This is a genomic window from Ruegeria sp. AWH4_226 (assembly GCF_056159225.1).
The window spans coordinates 419,925-433,626 of sequence record NZ_JBSWUU010000002.1 but is presented as its reverse complement, the minus strand read 5'-3'; the positions used below and the strand labels follow the sequence as shown (position 1 = coordinate 433,626).

The following is a 13,702-nucleotide window of genomic DNA, read 5'->3' as shown; positions in this document are numbered from 1 at the left end:
CAAATGGCACATCCGACCAAAGCCAAGGAAAAGCGGCAGGAAGCGATACCCGAGGCCGGAGTTTTGGGTCGTCTGGTCACTCGTCTGGGTGATGTATTTGCGATCGCTATCGTCCTGTCCGCCTGTGCCCTGATTTTCGAAGTGGTGATGCGCTACGGCTTCAACGCTCCGACCAAATGGGCGCACGAAACGGTGATTTTCCTGACTGCGATCACCTTTGTTTTTGGCGGACTGTATGCCGCGGCTACCAACAAGCACATTCGTGTCGTTCTGCTCTACGACCTTTTAACACCACAGCTTCGGCGTGTTTTCAACATCGGTATCTCGTTGGTGTGTGCAATCGCTACAGCGCTGTTTTCCTGGGCTGCATGGCTTGTAGTTCAGCGTGCCGCCTGGACGCCGGCGGGTGAGTTCCGTCTTGAAACCTCAGGTTCCGCGTGGGATCCGCCGACACCGGGTCTCATGAAACTGTTTCTTATGGGCATCCTGATCCTGATGTCCGTTCAATTCGCTGTTCTTGCCGTAAATTACCTGAGGCGGAAATGACCGAGCTGCTTGCCCTGATTCCCGATCTCAAGTCGCTTGGGATCGAAACCGCGACGCTGTTGATGTTCGGCTCGCTTCTGCTTTTGCTGCTGACCGGCATGCCGCTTGCTTTTGTGACGCTTCTGGTGGCGCTGATTTTTGCTCTGGGTTGGTTTGGACCAAACGCGATCCCGTTGATCGTCAGCCGAATCTTCAGCTTTGTGAATTCGTTTGTTTTCGTCTCAGTGCCGATGTTCGTTCTGATGGCGGCGATCCTCGATCGGTCCGGCATTGCGCGCGATCTGTTTGACGCAATGCGTATCGTCGGCGGACGCTTGCGCGGCGGCGTGGCGATACAGACCTTGCTGGTCGCAGTGGTTCTTGCGGCGATGTCCGGCATCATCGGTGGCGAAGTCGTGCTTTTGGGCGTGATCGCATTGCCTCAGATGCTGAGGCTGGGCTACGACCGACGCCTGGCCATCGGCGTTTGCTGCGCGGGTGGCGCGTTGGGCACCATGATCCCGCCATCGATCGTTCTGATCATTTATGGCCTGACCGCCAGCGTATCAATCGGCGACCTGTTCACCGCGTCCTTCCTGCCGGGTCTGATGCTCGCCGGCATGTATGCCGCCTACATTCTGTTCCGCGCCTATACCAACCCCGAAGTTGCGCCCATTCCGGAACCGGACGAAATTTCTACGGCCGAAAAGCTGCGCTTGCTCAAGGGGCTGGTTCTGCCGGTTCTGGTTGTGATCTTTGTTCTGGGCTCGATTTACGGCGGTATCGCCAGCGTGACTGAGGCCTCTGCCGTGGGTGTGTTGGGCGTGACGCTTTCGACCATGATCCGGCGTGAGTTCACATTCTCCCTGATCCTGGGTGCTGCGCGTCAAACGCTGGCCACCGTCGGAATGATCGTCTGGATTGGTATCGGAGCATCGGCCTTGGTGGGTGTGTTTAACCTGATGGGTGGCATCCGATTTGTGCAGGCGCTGATCACGGGGATCTCTGACAACCCGACCGTTGTGATCCTGTTCATGATGCTGATCCTGTTCGTGCTTGGCATGTTCTTAGACTGGGTAGGGGTGGCTCTTCTCACTATGCCAATCTTTGTGCCAATCGTGACAAGTCTGGGCTATGACCCAATTTGGTTTGGTGTTCTGTTCGCCATGAACATGCAGGTCAGCTTTCTGTCTCCGCCCTTTGGGCCAGCCGCTTTTTACCTAAAAAGTGTTGCGCCACCTGATATCAGTCTGGGCGAGATCTTCCGTGCGCTGCTGCCGTTCATCATGCTTCAGATCACCGCAGTCGGCTTGCTGATCCTGTTCCCCGGCATCGCAATCCACTAGGCACCCCGGGAATAAGACGAAAGACCCCTAAATGAGCACGATGCATTTTGGCCTTTATGGTCTGGGCACTATGGGTTCGGCTTTGTCGCTGAACATCGCCGAAAAGGGCTTTGGCCTGCATGTCGCCTCTTTTGTAGCTGAAGATACGGACAAGTTTCTGGCCCGTGCGGACTGTCTTGGGGGTGCCTTCACTGGGCACCGCAGTCTTGCGGACATGGTCAAGTCAATGCCGTCGCCAAGGGCGATCATATTGCTTGTACCGGCGGGGCAGGCGGTGGACGACTCGATCACCGAGGCGCAGCCGTATCTGCAACCCGGTGATGTGATCATTGACGCAGGAAACGCCAATTTCCACGACACGCGGCGCCGCGCAACGATGCTTGAGAAACAGGGGCTGGCCTATCTAGGTATGGGCGTATCCGGCGGCGAGCATGGAGCACGAACCGGACCAGCCATGATGGTCGGCGGAACCGAAGCTGTTTGGAGTGGCGTTCGTCCGATGCTCGAAGCGATAGCCGCAGATTTCCAGGGTGAACCGTGCGTTGATCGGGTTGGCCCTGACGGCGCGGGCCATTTCGTCAAGACCGTGCATAACGGGATCGAATATGCCGACATGCAGCTCATCGCCGAGGCATACGGGCTGATGCGTCACGGGGCGGGGTGGTCTACCACGCTGATTGCGGACCTGTTCGACGATTGGAATGCGGGGGTTCTGAAAAGCTATCTGATGGAGATATCCGCTACGGTCCTGCGTACCCAAGACCCGGATAGCGGCCAGCCCTTTGTCGATCTGATCGTCGACAGTGCCGGCCAGAAAGGTACTGGCCGGTGGACAGCTATTGAAGCCCTTACCCAAGGTGTTTCGGTGTCAACCATTGAGGCTGCGGTTGGCGCGCGGGTTTGGTCAGCGGACCGCAATGGCCGGGCAACAGGTGCTGGGCTGTTTGCACAACCACGCGCCAAGGTCGATCTGGACCCGGCGGTGCTGCATCAGGCCGTCCTTGCGACGCGTATCGTCTGCCACAGTCAGGGTTTCGATTTGTTGCAAGCTGCGTCCAGCGAATTCGACTGGGCTATGGACCTCGCGCGGTGTGCCGAGATTTGGCGGGCGGGCTGTATCATCCGATCAGACCTTTTGGATGAAATAGCTACCGCGTTGCGCGGTGGCGACCGGGCTGACACTCTGGCCTTCTGCCCTGAATTTGCGGATGAGCTTTTGCTGTGTCTTCCCGCGCTGCGCCAAGTCGTCACCACGGCTATCGCCGCAGCTCAACCGGTTCCAGTTATGATGGCGGCCCTAAGCTGGTTGGACGCTATGAGCCAGGCGCGCGGAACCGCCGATTTGATACAAGGTCAACGGGACTTTTTCGGCCGCCACGGGGTCGCGCGTGTCGATAAACCCGGCGTCTTTCACGGGCCTTGGAGTGATGGGACCTAAACCGGGATACAAAGCGCAGAGACGCCAAGGCTAACGCTGCAGCCTGTCCTCGAGTGATCAAATCACCCGACGCAATCCCAGAGCCGCAAGGCGCTCTCAAACAGCAGTTTCTATTTGCGTGTCCTTCGCCAGTTGAGCCGCTTCAAGCCGCCGCAACTCTTCCAACGCACAACTTTGATCGCCTGTCTTGGCCAAAGCAGTGTTGTAGGCCCGCAGCACGGAACGTGGCCTCCAGGGTAAGGCCGCCTGCGAAACCCAAGACCGCAAGATCGGTGGAAGACGATCAAATTCGCGCATGGGGTTTTCGCGGCGCCGTCGTTTCCGTAGCTTTGTCTGACCCAGGTTTCCGCCCATCAATCGGCCTCATCAAGATCAAAAATTGGATCGAGCACCAGAACAAGCCGGGTTTCACCCGTACCGGCGATTGGGGGCGAGCGATGTCGCAGACCCAATGGCGGGTTCTGTGGCCAGAGCGTCCCGCGCATGACCATCGGTGCCCCGGTCGCGACAGTGAATACGCGTTCAGGGTCTTCACCGTCGGTTGAAACACCATATTGCGTGCCGGTACCCCGGTAAGTGCAGATAAGGCGCGCGTGAATGGCGTCAATGTGAAATTTTCGGCATGCGTTCGTACTGATTACATCCAGCCTTACACGCAGATAAGGTGCCCGCATGAATTCGGCAAAGCGCGTGGCCAGATCAGCGATATCGTGTTCCAGCCATCTGCGTTCGACCGTGTCCTCCATTCCAGCGATATCGCAGAGATGCCCGACGGCATCGCGGACTGCGGTGGGCCGCAGAACGAGCCGCCCCTTGGGCAGGTGCTTGGGATCAAGCCCGTCAATCCATGTTTGAAACTCTGAAGACAGTTGCCGCCGCCAGATTGTGGCAGCGCATTCTGACATCTTGATCTTTGCCAAGCCGTCCGGGGTGTCAGTGACACCAACACCCGCAGCTGCATTCTTTATTTCAGTGCGGATAATGCTCACGCGGCATCCTCCACCTTTCGCCATACCGGGAATGGATCGGGTAGATCGGTTGGAAGAGAGTTTGGCCCGGGCGCTGCATCTTCTGACAACAAGCAGGCGTCCAGCCGCGATTTCAGCGTGGGCCAGTCAATTCCAGCCCCGATAAAAACAATCTCTTGCCGCCGGTCGCCCCATGGTTCGATCCAGTGCTGTTTGATGTAATCCAGCACCGAGGGGTGGTCCGGCCACCGGGTATCCGGGACGGAGGCCCACCACGTACCAATCGGTTGAACACTGGATAAGGCACCGGCCAGAGAGAACTCGGCCACCCATTCAGGGCGTGTTGCAATCCAGAAATGCCCCTTTGCACGGATCACGCCAGGCAATTCGCCGTTCAGCACCGCCAGGATTTTTTCTGGCTCAAACGGCTGACGTGCTCGATAGACATATGATGCAACGCCGTATTCCTCGGTTTCCGGAACATGATCGGCAAAGCCGTAAAGCTCTTTCACCCACATGGGATGCTTATGAGCTTCTTCGAAATTGAACAAACCAGTGTCCAGAATGTCGTCGCTGGCGACTTCTGAGTGATTTGTTTCAATAATCTTTGCGTCCGCATTCAAGCTGCGAATGATTTTGCGCGCCGCATCCGTGCGCTCGGGTCCAGCGTCGTCGACTTTGTTAAGAATGACCACGTCTGCAAATTCGATCTGATCCGTTAGCAGGTGGACAAGCGTGCGCTCGTCCTCTTCTCCCATGGTTTCGCCACGATCATGGAGGAAGTCGTGACTTGAGAAGTCGTTAAGCAGGTTTACGGCATCCACAACCGTGACCATCGTGTCGAGACGGGCAACGTCCGACAGGCTTTCACCTGCTTCGTCGCGAAAATCAAAGGTTGCCGCGACGGGCAATGGCTCAGATATGCCAGTGGACTCGATCAGAAGGTAGTCGAACCGTCCCTCTGCCGCCAGCCGCCGAACTTCATCCAGAAGGTCGTCACGCAAGGTGCAGCAGATGCAGCCGTTCGACATTTCAACCAGCGTTTCATCCGTGCGGCTCAACTCGGTTTCAGCACGTACCAGATCGGCATCGATATTCACTTCGGACATATCGTTGACAATAACGGCGACGCGTCGGCCTTCACGATTATTCAGCACGCGGTTCAGCAGGGTGGTTTTGCCGGCTCCGAGAAAGCCGGACAATACGGTTACGGGAAGACGGTTATCAGACATGGCTCAGAAACTCTTCATTCTTGGCGTTGGAAGGTTGATGCGCGCGCAGCATGTCGAGGCTGCGTTGCAATTCTGGTCGGCTGAGGTCACGGGCGATGACCACAATGCGTGATCGACGGTCATCTCCAGTCCAGTTTTTCAGCGGAACAGGCGGGTCAAAGATGTGCTGCACGCCGTGAAAGACGAACGGCACGTCAATGCCCTCAAGAAAGACAATGCCCTTCACGCGCAAAATATCTGGTCCTTTTAGGGCGATCAGGGTGTCCAGCCAAAGGTCAAAAACTGAATCCTTGATTGGGTCCTCCAAGACGATTGACTCAGAACTGATACGTGCATCGTGTGGCGTCGGCGCAAAAGGTGCAGGCTTTGGCTTGGACAATCCAGAGAGGTTGGCCAGCGGGTCGGTATTTGGAGTGGCAACCTTCGTGGTCCACGCGATTGCGTATTGCTGGTCCACACCTTTGCGCAGGCCGCTCAAGCCCCAGAGTTTCTTGGGGTTGAACTGCCCAGCGACCGGTCGTTCAATCCGCGCTGTGGGGTTCAGTCCGCTCAGCCGTTTGGAAAAGGCCGCGGCTGCAGCGTCTGAAACCAAATCCGTTTTGCTGAGAAGGATTAGGTCAGCCATGGCAACTTGCGAGACCGCCTCAAACTGCGCATCCAGGGTCTCGGGTCCGTTGGCCGCATCGACGATCGTGACCAGCCCATCCATACGGGTTGTACGCGCCAGTTCCGGGTCGATCAAAAGTGTCTGCAAAATCGGCGCAGGGTCAGCAAGCCCGGTGGTTTCGATGACAATCCGTTCAAATTGAACAAGTCCGTCATCCCGGCGTTCAACCAGATCAGCAATTGTACCGGCCAAGTCTCCGCGAATTGAGCAACAGAGGCATCCCGATTGCATCAAAATGACTTCATCCTCAACGGACTCGATCAGTTCGTGATCCAGCCCTGCCTCACCGAATTCATTGACGATAACCGCGATTTTGCCAGCGGAGCTGTCCGCCAGCACGGCGTTCAGTAATGTTGTTTTCCCGGCACCAAGAAAGCCTGTCAGAACCGTGACGGGGATACGCCGGTCTTTGCTGGGTTCGACGCCATTTGCTGCTTGGGAAATCACTGCTCTCTCCTTAGTTGTGAATGTAATATCATAACATTTCTAGGAAAGACAACCTGTCCTGAAACCGGCCTCGGTACTGACTAAGTTCTATTAAAGTTGAGCCGGTGAATAGAAAATGCAGAAACAAAATCTGTCGCTGCGTAAAACCCGGCCGAAAACTGCGTTTCGGCCGGGTCGTTTTTCAACCTACAGACACTCGGCCAATGTCGTGGCCAGGTTCCGGATCACTTGGGGATATAGGGTCGCTCCGGGTTCCAGATCAGACCCAAGAGGGTCCATGACACCTGTGTTTGCCTCGGTACCGTCCAGCACAGTGGCAACGATCCCGGGGTTGAACTGCGGTTCGGTCATTACGCAGTTGACCCCTTCGTCCTTGATGCGTGCCTGAATCTCTGCAATGCGGGCGGGGCTTGGGTCCGTCGCATCGCCTATTGAAATTGCACCCGAGGCCGGAAAATCGAACGCATTCTCAAAATACTGATACGCGTCGTGGAACACGATAAAGCTGCCGCCACGGACGGGTTCGAGTGTCTGTGCCACTTCGGCTGAGAGTGCGGCCATTTCCTCGCGCGCAGCAGCGGCATTGGCAAAGTAGGCACCCGCGTTATCCGGGTCGGCGGCCGATAGCTGTGCCGCAATGACGTTCAGCCAAGTCTCTGCATTTGCAGGTGACAGCCAAGCATGGGGATCATGGTCACCATGCGCATGACCCTCGTGGCCATGATCGGCATGGTCATCGTGATCATCATGTCCGGCGTGTTCTTCGTGCGCATCGTCGGCATGCTCATCGTCATGAGCATGTTCCTCATCATGCCCATGGTCGTCACTCCCTTTTGCTTGAGCATGCTCGTCATGATCGTGATCATCGTGGCCGTGTTCGTCGTCATGTCCGTGATCATCATGATCGCCATGATCATGTGCTTCGAACAGGGCGTTTTCCCGGAAGTCCAAAAGAACCGTACCGTCTGATTCAAGCAGGGTCGTGACGGTCGCGCCTTCGCTGAGCGTTTCCACAGCGCCTTCTAGCCACGGGGTCAGATCTTCGCCGATCCAGAATACCAAATCAGCCTCTTGCAGCGCAGCAGCTTCTGACGGGCGAAGGTTGTGTTCATGCGGGGAAGCACCCGGTGGGACGATCAAGTCTGGTGTTCCGACACCTTCCATCACCCGCGCCACAAGCGAGTGAACAGGCGCGATGTCTACCGCAACGTTCGGCACATCCGCCATAGCGGTTCCGCCCAGTAATACAGTGGTGATCGATAGTGGGAGAAGCTTTCTGGACATCAGACCCTCTGTGTGATTTTATAACGTTACGAGCGGCATACATGATATGGAATAACATGACAAGTGAGACGCACCCCATCCCGGTCGATGCAACGGCCCCGGTCGGGTTCCACAAACATGACCATGATAACTGCGTCCAGACCGCACTGGCGACGGCGGAAGCTCAGTGCAAAAAGGATGGCCTCCGCCTGACTCCTGTCCGGCGCAAGGTTCTTCAGATGCTGCTTCAGGAACATCGGGCACTTGGCGCCTACGCCATTCTTGATCGGTTACGCGACGCAGGATTTGGATCGCAGCCACCGGTTGCTTATCGCGCGCTTGATTTTCTTGTGCAGAATGGATTCGTCCACAAGATTGAGCGTTTGAACGCCTTTGTTGCATGCTCACACCCGGGCGCTGATCATTCCCCAGCCTTCATGATTTGCCGAAAATGCGACGCCGTAGCTGAGGCTCGGTCTGCCCCTGCAAAAGGAATTCTGGGGGCCGCTGCGCGCGCAGTGGGTTTCGAGATCGAGAGAACGGTAGTAGAAGCCGAGGGAATCTGCCCGGACTGCACCGAAAAGGCGTAGACATGACCCTCATCACTGTTGAAAATCTCAGCGTGTCGTATGGCGCAAATACTGTCTTGCGTCACGTGGACATGGCTATTGAGGCAGGTGAGATCGTCACCATAGTTGGCCCCAACGGTTCGGGAAAGACCAGCCTGCTGCGGGCCATAATCGGAGCGACCAAACCCTCTGCTGGTCAGGTGACGCTGAAACCGGGACTGAAAATTGGCTATGTTCCGCAAAGGCTGCATATCGACCCGACGCTGCCGATATCAGTGGAAAGGTTTATGCGCCTGACCAATCGCGTATCCCGGAAGGACTGCATTGAGGCGCTGAAAACGGCTGGTGTGCCGGACCTGTTAACGCGGCAGATGTCACAATTGTCCGGGGGACAATTCCAACGTGTACTGTTGGCACGCGCATTGATCAACCGGCCCGACATCTTGCTGTTAGACGAAGCGACCCAAGGCCTCGATCAACCGGGGTCCGCAGCCTTTTACCATCAGATCGAAGATGTCAGGCGTGAAACCGGCTGTGCCATCTTGATGATCAGCCATGAACTACATGTGGTCATGAGCGCGTCAGACAGGGTCATCTGTCTCAACGGCCACGTGTGTTGCGAAGGGTCACCGGCAGTCGTGGCCTCGGCCCCGGAATATAGGGCTTTGTTTGGTACGGGCACAGGTGGAGCGCTGGCCCTTTATCGCCATGAACACGATCATGCACATGATCACAGTGAAGACTCGCAGGAAGCTGCTGAATAATGCTTGATGATTTTATGACACGGGCCACGCTTGCGGGCATTGGCGTTGCATTTGCCGCAGCGCCCCTCGGATGTTTCGTGGTTTGGCGCCGGATGGCCTATTTTGGCGATGCGACGGCACATGCAGCAATTCTGGGTGTTGCGCTGTCACTGACATTCCAGATGTCCGTCTTTGCCGGTGCTCTGGCCGTGGCGCTTGTCATGGCTATGACTGTTACGTTGTTGTCCGGGCGTGGATATGCCATGGACACTTTGCTGGGCGTTTTGGCGCACTCCGCGCTTGCCTTCGGCCTTGTGGCCGTTTCGTTTCTGTCCGGTGTTCGTATCGATCTGATGGCGTATCTTTTCGGCGACATCCTGGCAGTCTCTCGCTCTGATCTGCTTGTGATCTGGGGCGGTGCCGCGCTTGTCGTGGCCTTGATGCTATGGCGATGGTCGCAGCTTTTGACAGCAACGTTGAACGAAGAACTGGCCTATGCCAGCGGCTACGATCCCAAGCGCGAGCAATTAATCCTGACATTGTCCCTGGCCGTTACCGTTGCGGTAGCGATCAAAGTGGTGGGCGTCCTGTTAATTGCGGCCTTGCTGATCATTCCAGCGGCGGCTGCCCGCAACTTGGCACGTTCGCCCGAGTCGATGGCCATGATCGCTGCAGCAATCGGAGCGTTTTCCGCTGTCGCGGGATTGCGAGCCGCCTATATATTCGACACACCGGCAGGTCCGTCAATTGTCTGTGTTGCGGCAATACTATTCGCGTGTTTCAGCCTTGTCGGATGGCGGACAAAGCATAAGGTTTAAACATGTTCATCTGCGCGTGGGCAAGTTGGCTAAGAACGTGTTACCTGCTCCAATGTTTGTGTAATTCTGATTAAGCGTAAGATCAGCAGTTCGGCTGTTTTTCAGAACCCGTTCAGCATTGGGCAGGTCATTCCCAAGCGCACGTTGAAGCGCAGCCGCCGGATCAAGGCCGTGATTTATCCACCTTTGTTGCAGCCTGGTTTTCAGCTCATCCAACGTTGGGTTGACAAAAACCGAGACGGCAAAGACTTCGGCCAAGGACGCCCACGGATCGTCACGCATCAGCAGGTAGTTTCCTTCTGTAACAACGACGGGCGTGTCTGGGTGAACGGCGATTGCATTCGCAATCGCCAAATCTCGATTTCGGTCGAATTTGGGGAAAAAACACTCGTGCTGCGCGATGCGTAGATTTTTGACCGCGTTGCAGAACCCGACTGCATTAAACGTTTCCGGTGCACCTTTTTTTGCCAGCAAACCCCGCGCCTCTAGCACAGTGTTGTCCAGATGATAGCCGTCCATAGGCACCAAGGTGGCGATAGGGACTGCGGACCCTTGTTGAAAATTGAGGGCTTCAACAACGATCTCGGCCAGGGTCGACTTGCCCGAGGCAGGCGGGCCGGCAATCGCCACAATCGTCCGGCTTCCAGCCTGCCTGCGCGCGTTTATCAAGCTACAAACGCGATCAACGTCCTGCTCTATCACGCCGCGTCTTCTTTCGGGGGTTCTTTTGCGCCGGTCATGAACGCTACCGCATCAGACATCGTGTAGTCCTTTGGGTCTATGGTGCACAGCCGTTTCCCCAATCGATGCACATGAATGCGGTCGGCAACTTCAAACACATGCGGCATGTTGTGGCTAATCAGAATGATCGGAATTCCGCGTGCGCGTACATCCTGAATAAGCTCAAGAACTTTTCGGCTTTCCTTGACGCCCAAAGCAGCCGTCGGTTCGTCCATGATGATGAACTTCGTGGCAAAGGCTGCGGCGCGCGCCACGGCGACGCCCTGCCGCTGGCCACCCGACAGCGTCTCAACTGCTTGATTGATTGACTGCACTGTCATCAAGCCAAGCTCAGTCAACTTTTCCCTTGCGAATTTCTCCATGGCGGGCCGATCAAGCTGACGCAGGTATTTGCCCAGCAGGCCCTTTTTACGAATTTCGCGCCCCATGAACATATTGTCCGCTATCGAAAGGGCAGGGGACATTGCCAGCTGCTGATAAACGATTTCGATCCCCATGTTTCTGGCATCGATCGGAGAGGTGAAGTTAACCTTCTTGCCTTCGATCAAAATCTCGCCCTCATCCGGGATGGTTGCGCCACAAATTGCTTTGACGATCGAGGATTTGCCTGCACCGTTGTCTCCGATGACCGCAAGGATTTCACCTTGGCGCAGCTCGAAATCGGAATGGTCGATGGCGGTGACATGGCCGTATCGCTTCACGATGCCGCGGCCCTTGACGACTGGTGTTGTGTCTGACATTAACCCGATACCTTTCTGATCCACTGGTCCACGGCCACGGCTGCGATGATAAGAAGCCCGATAAGCAGGTAGGTCCACTGCGCATCCGCCCCCAGCAGTCTGAGACCAAGGGTAAACACGCCAACGATGAGCGCACCGAATAGCGATCCTAGAATAGAGCCACGACCGCCGAACAGGGAAATGCCACCGATCACAACAGCAGTGATGCTTTCAATGTTGGCCAACTGGCCGGATGTTGGTGATACGGACCCGATGCGCCCGATCAAGGCCCAGCCTGCGAAGGCGCAGATTAAACCGGACAGCATATACACAGACATAAGTGTTCCGTGCACGTTTACACCGGACAGTTCCGCAGCCTCAGGATCGTCACCGACCGCGTAAACGTGTCGCCCCCAGGCCGTATGTTTGAGCGCATAGGCCAAAACAAAAATCAAGACGAGCATAAAGATAACGCCCACTGTAAACGTCGCGCCGCCGATGCTGAATTTGGTGCCAAAAAACTGCAGGAACGGGGCTTCTGCCTCAATATCCTGACTGCGAATAGTTTCGTTCGCGGAGTACAGGAAATTTGTCGCCAGAACGATTTGCCACATCCCAAGTGTCACGATGAATGGCGGGAGTTTCACGCGGCTGACAAGCCAGCCGTTGATCGCCCCGATCAACGTACCAGCAGCAAGACCGCACATCACCGCGATCGGCACGGGGATACCGTAGCGGAAGGTGAATTGCCCCATGATTACGGAAGAGAAAACCATGATCGCACCGACACTCAGGTCAATGCCTGCAGTCAGGATAACCAGACTTTGCGCTGCGGCTACGATGCCAACGATTTGAACCTGTTGAAGGATCAACGTCATTGCGAAGGGTGAAAAGAACTTTGAGCCAAGAAGCAGGCCAAAAATCACAATCGCCCCCACAAGGACGATGAGCGGAACAAACGATGGATTGACGTGGAGAAGATGCTGAAACTTCCCTAAAGTACCACTCCGATGGTTCTCAAATTCTGCAACAGTTTCAGTTGGACGAGCGGCAGATTCAAATTCTTCAGCGCCTTGGTTTGCGTCAGACATATCTCTCCCTTTCGCGGCCAAACGTGCAGTCACGAAGTTAGTTTACAGGAAGTTTTAGGTTTTGGTGAAACGATTGGTGAGGCGCACCCGCGCCCCACCTTTTGTTGCGGCTTTAGCCCCAGCAGAGCTCCAGGCCTTTCTCGACCGAAATCGAGTCCACACCATCAACGGGCTGATCCGTGATCAAGGCAACGCCGGTGTCATAGAAGTCCTTGCCCGGCGTGTTTTCAGGTTTCACGCCTTCGTCCGCCCATTTTTTGACAGCTTCAACACCAAGCGAGGCCATCAACAGCGGGTACTGCTGGCTGGTCGCACCGATTACACCCGCCTGAACGTTTTGCACCCCAGGGCAACCCCCATCGACCGAGACGATCAGAACGTCATTTTCGCGACCAATAGACTTCAATGCCTCGTATGCACCTGCAGCAGCCGGCTCATTGATCGTGTGGACGACGTTGATCGTTGGATCCTTGGCAAGAAGGTTTTCCATGGCGCGCCGTCCGCCTTCTTCGTTGCCATCCGTTACATCGCTTCCAACCAGACGCTCGTCCGTTTCGTCGCCGATGACATTTGGGTCAGCCAATTCAACGCCGAAGCCTTCAAGGAAACCCTGATTGCGCAGAACATCCACCGTTGGCTGGCTGACGTTCAGATCAAGTGTGGCAATCTTTGCATCGGCAGCAGCGTCGCCCATTTTCGCCTTCGCCCATTGCCCGATCAGCAGGCCAGCTTTGTAATTATCCGTCGCGAAGGTTGCATCAGCCGAATCAATCGGGCTGAGCGGGGTATCCAAAGCGATAACCAAAACACCTGCATCTCGCGCCTGTTGAACAGCCGGGACGATCGAACTTGTGTCAGATGCCGTCAGCAGAATTCCTTTTGCGCCATCAAGAATGCAGGTTTCAATGGCCTGAACCTGTGTTTCATGATCGCCGTCGATTTTCCCGGCAAAAGCTTTGAGCGTCATTCCAAGCTCTTCGGCCTTGGCAGTGGCGCCTTCCTTCATTTTTACGAAGAATGGGTTGGTGTCCGTCTTCGTGATGAGGCAGACAGTTTCCCCGGCGGCTTGCGCGGATGCAGCAGCCATGGTCAGCGCAAAAGCAGACGCGCCAATCTTCAGTAGATGTTTCATTAT

At 55.9% G+C, this 13,702-nt stretch carries 15 protein-coding genes; 6 read left to right on the top strand and 9 right to left on the bottom strand.

Features of this window, described 5'->3' with window-relative positions; all coding sequences use genetic code 11:
• The first annotated feature begins 3 nt into the window (after window positions 1-3).
• From ACXAET_RS17405 to gndA, 3 genes are read left to right on the top strand one after another with little or no spacing between them, the layout of a single operon-like run.
• Window positions 4-546: a TRAP transporter small permease subunit gene (locus ACXAET_RS17405; RefSeq protein WP_475187935.1), complete on the top strand. Its 543-nt coding sequence runs from the start codon at window positions 4-6 to the stop codon at window positions 544-546.
• Window positions 543-1,871, top strand: coding sequence for a TRAP transporter large permease (locus tag ACXAET_RS17400; RefSeq protein WP_068333322.1), 1,329 nt, complete (start codon window positions 543-545; stop codon window positions 1,869-1,871). The genes ACXAET_RS17405 and ACXAET_RS17400 overlap by 4 nt, the downstream gene beginning before the upstream one ends.
• 31 nt (window positions 1,872-1,902) lie before the next feature.
• Window positions 1,903-3,309: an NADP-dependent phosphogluconate dehydrogenase gene (gene gndA / locus ACXAET_RS17395; protein ID WP_475187933.1), complete on the top strand. Its 1,407-nt coding sequence runs from the start codon at window positions 1,903-1,905 to the stop codon at window positions 3,307-3,309.
• Between the two features lie 96 nt (window positions 3,310-3,405).
• On the opposite strand, the gene ACXAET_RS17390 is transcribed toward gndA, so the two are convergent.
• The 5 genes from ACXAET_RS17390 to ACXAET_RS17370 form a co-directional block, all read right to left on the bottom strand.
• Complete coding sequence (locus tag ACXAET_RS17390; protein ID WP_475187932.1) at window positions 3,406-3,663, bottom strand: DUF6525 family protein; 258 nt, start codon at window positions 3,661-3,663, stop codon at window positions 3,406-3,408.
• Window positions 3,663-4,298: a DUF1826 domain-containing protein gene (locus tag ACXAET_RS17385; RefSeq protein WP_475187930.1), complete on the bottom strand. Its 636-nt coding sequence runs from the start codon at window positions 4,296-4,298 to the stop codon at window positions 3,663-3,665. Before ACXAET_RS17385 ends, ACXAET_RS17390 begins: the two co-directional genes overlap by 1 nt.
• Entirely contained in the window at window positions 4,295-5,509 is a 1,215-nt protein-coding gene (locus ACXAET_RS17380) for a GTP-binding protein (protein ID WP_475187928.1), read from the bottom strand. The genes ACXAET_RS17385 and ACXAET_RS17380 overlap by 4 nt, the downstream gene beginning before the upstream one ends.
• On the bottom strand, window positions 5,502-6,623 hold the full coding sequence (locus ACXAET_RS17375; protein WP_475187927.1) for a CobW family GTP-binding protein: 1,122 nt from the start codon (window positions 6,621-6,623) through the stop codon (window positions 5,502-5,504). The genes ACXAET_RS17380 and ACXAET_RS17375 overlap by 8 nt, the downstream gene beginning before the upstream one ends.
• A gap of 186 nt (window positions 6,624-6,809) precedes the next feature.
• The gene (locus ACXAET_RS17370; RefSeq protein WP_475187926.1) at window positions 6,810-7,907 is read right to left on the bottom strand and encodes a zinc ABC transporter substrate-binding protein; all 1,098 of its coding nucleotides are present in this window, start codon (window positions 7,905-7,907) and stop codon (window positions 6,810-6,812) included.
• A 56-nt stretch (window positions 7,908-7,963) separates the two neighbouring features.
• Here ACXAET_RS17370 and ACXAET_RS17365 point away from each other — a divergent pair, with 56 nt between their 5' ends.
• From ACXAET_RS17365 to ACXAET_RS17355, 3 genes are read left to right on the top strand one after another with little or no spacing between them, the layout of a single operon-like run.
• Entirely contained in the window at window positions 7,964-8,476 is a 513-nt protein-coding gene (locus ACXAET_RS17365) for a transcriptional repressor (protein WP_475187925.1), read from the top strand.
• 2 nt (window positions 8,477-8,478) lie between these two features.
• A complete protein-coding gene (locus tag ACXAET_RS17360) occupies window positions 8,479-9,219 on the top strand; it encodes an ATP-binding cassette domain-containing protein (protein ID WP_475187923.1) in 741 nt (246 codons plus the stop codon).
• Entirely contained in the window at window positions 9,219-10,016 is a 798-nt protein-coding gene (locus ACXAET_RS17355; RefSeq protein ID WP_475187922.1) for an iron chelate uptake ABC transporter family permease subunit, read from the top strand. The genes ACXAET_RS17360 and ACXAET_RS17355 overlap by 1 nt, the downstream gene beginning before the upstream one ends.
• A 6-nt stretch (window positions 10,017-10,022) precedes the next feature.
• Here ACXAET_RS17355 and ACXAET_RS17350 read toward each other — a convergent pair whose 3' ends face one another.
• The 4 genes from ACXAET_RS17350 to ACXAET_RS17335 all read right to left on the bottom strand — a co-directional run bounded on the left by ACXAET_RS17350 (window position 10,023) and on the right by ACXAET_RS17335 (window position 13,699).
• Window positions 10,023-10,718, bottom strand: coding sequence for a nucleoside/nucleotide kinase family protein (locus ACXAET_RS17350; RefSeq protein ID WP_475187921.1), 696 nt, complete (start codon window positions 10,716-10,718; stop codon window positions 10,023-10,025).
• Entirely contained in the window at window positions 10,715-11,497 is a 783-nt protein-coding gene (locus ACXAET_RS17345; RefSeq protein ID WP_475187919.1) for an ATP-binding cassette domain-containing protein, read from the bottom strand. The genes ACXAET_RS17350 and ACXAET_RS17345 overlap by 4 nt, the downstream gene beginning before the upstream one ends.
• A complete protein-coding gene (locus ACXAET_RS17340; RefSeq protein WP_475187917.1) occupies window positions 11,497-12,567 on the bottom strand; it encodes an ABC transporter permease in 1,071 nt (356 codons plus the stop codon). Before ACXAET_RS17340 ends, ACXAET_RS17345 begins: the two co-directional genes overlap by 1 nt.
• Before the next feature lie 112 nt (window positions 12,568-12,679).
• Entirely contained in the window at window positions 12,680-13,699 is a 1,020-nt protein-coding gene (locus tag ACXAET_RS17335; RefSeq protein WP_475187916.1) for a substrate-binding domain-containing protein, read from the bottom strand.
• Window positions 13,700-13,702 lie beyond the last annotated feature (3 nt).

What these genes read in the sequence shown, in the direction of transcription:
- ACXAET_RS17390 (WP_475187932.1), bottom strand. Translation starts at nt 3,663, where the DNA reads ATGGGCGGAAACCTGGGTCAGACAAAGCTACGGAAACGACGGCGCCGC.
- ACXAET_RS17340 (WP_475187917.1), bottom strand. Translation starts at nt 12,567, where the DNA reads ATGTCTGACGCAAACCAAGGCGCTGAAGAATTTGAATCTGCCGCTCGT.
- ACXAET_RS17345 (WP_475187919.1), bottom strand. Translation starts at nt 11,497, where the DNA reads ATGTCAGACACAACACCAGTCGTCAAGGGCCGCGGCATCGTGAAGCGA.
- gndA (WP_475187933.1), top strand. Translation starts at nt 1,903, where the DNA reads ATGAGCACGATGCATTTTGGCCTTTATGGTCTGGGCACTATGGGTTCG.
- ACXAET_RS17365 (WP_475187925.1), top strand. Translation starts at nt 7,964, where the DNA reads ATGACAAGTGAGACGCACCCCATCCCGGTCGATGCAACGGCCCCGGTC.
- ACXAET_RS17405 (WP_475187935.1), top strand. Translation starts at nt 4, where the DNA reads ATGGCACATCCGACCAAAGCCAAGGAAAAGCGGCAGGAAGCGATACCC.
- ACXAET_RS17335 (WP_475187916.1), bottom strand. Translation starts at nt 13,699, where the DNA reads ATGAAACATCTACTGAAGATTGGCGCGTCTGCTTTTGCGCTGACCATG.
- ACXAET_RS17380 (WP_475187928.1), bottom strand. Translation starts at nt 5,509, where the DNA reads ATGTCTGATAACCGTCTTCCCGTAACCGTATTGTCCGGCTTTCTCGGA.
- ACXAET_RS17400 (WP_068333322.1), top strand. Translation starts at nt 543, where the DNA reads ATGACCGAGCTGCTTGCCCTGATTCCCGATCTCAAGTCGCTTGGGATC.
- ACXAET_RS17370 (WP_475187926.1), bottom strand. Translation starts at nt 7,907, where the DNA reads ATGTCCAGAAAGCTTCTCCCACTATCGATCACCACTGTATTACTGGGC.
- ACXAET_RS17360 (WP_475187923.1), top strand. Translation starts at nt 8,479, where the DNA reads ATGACCCTCATCACTGTTGAAAATCTCAGCGTGTCGTATGGCGCAAAT.
- ACXAET_RS17355 (WP_475187922.1), top strand. Translation starts at nt 9,219, where the DNA reads ATGCTTGATGATTTTATGACACGGGCCACGCTTGCGGGCATTGGCGTT.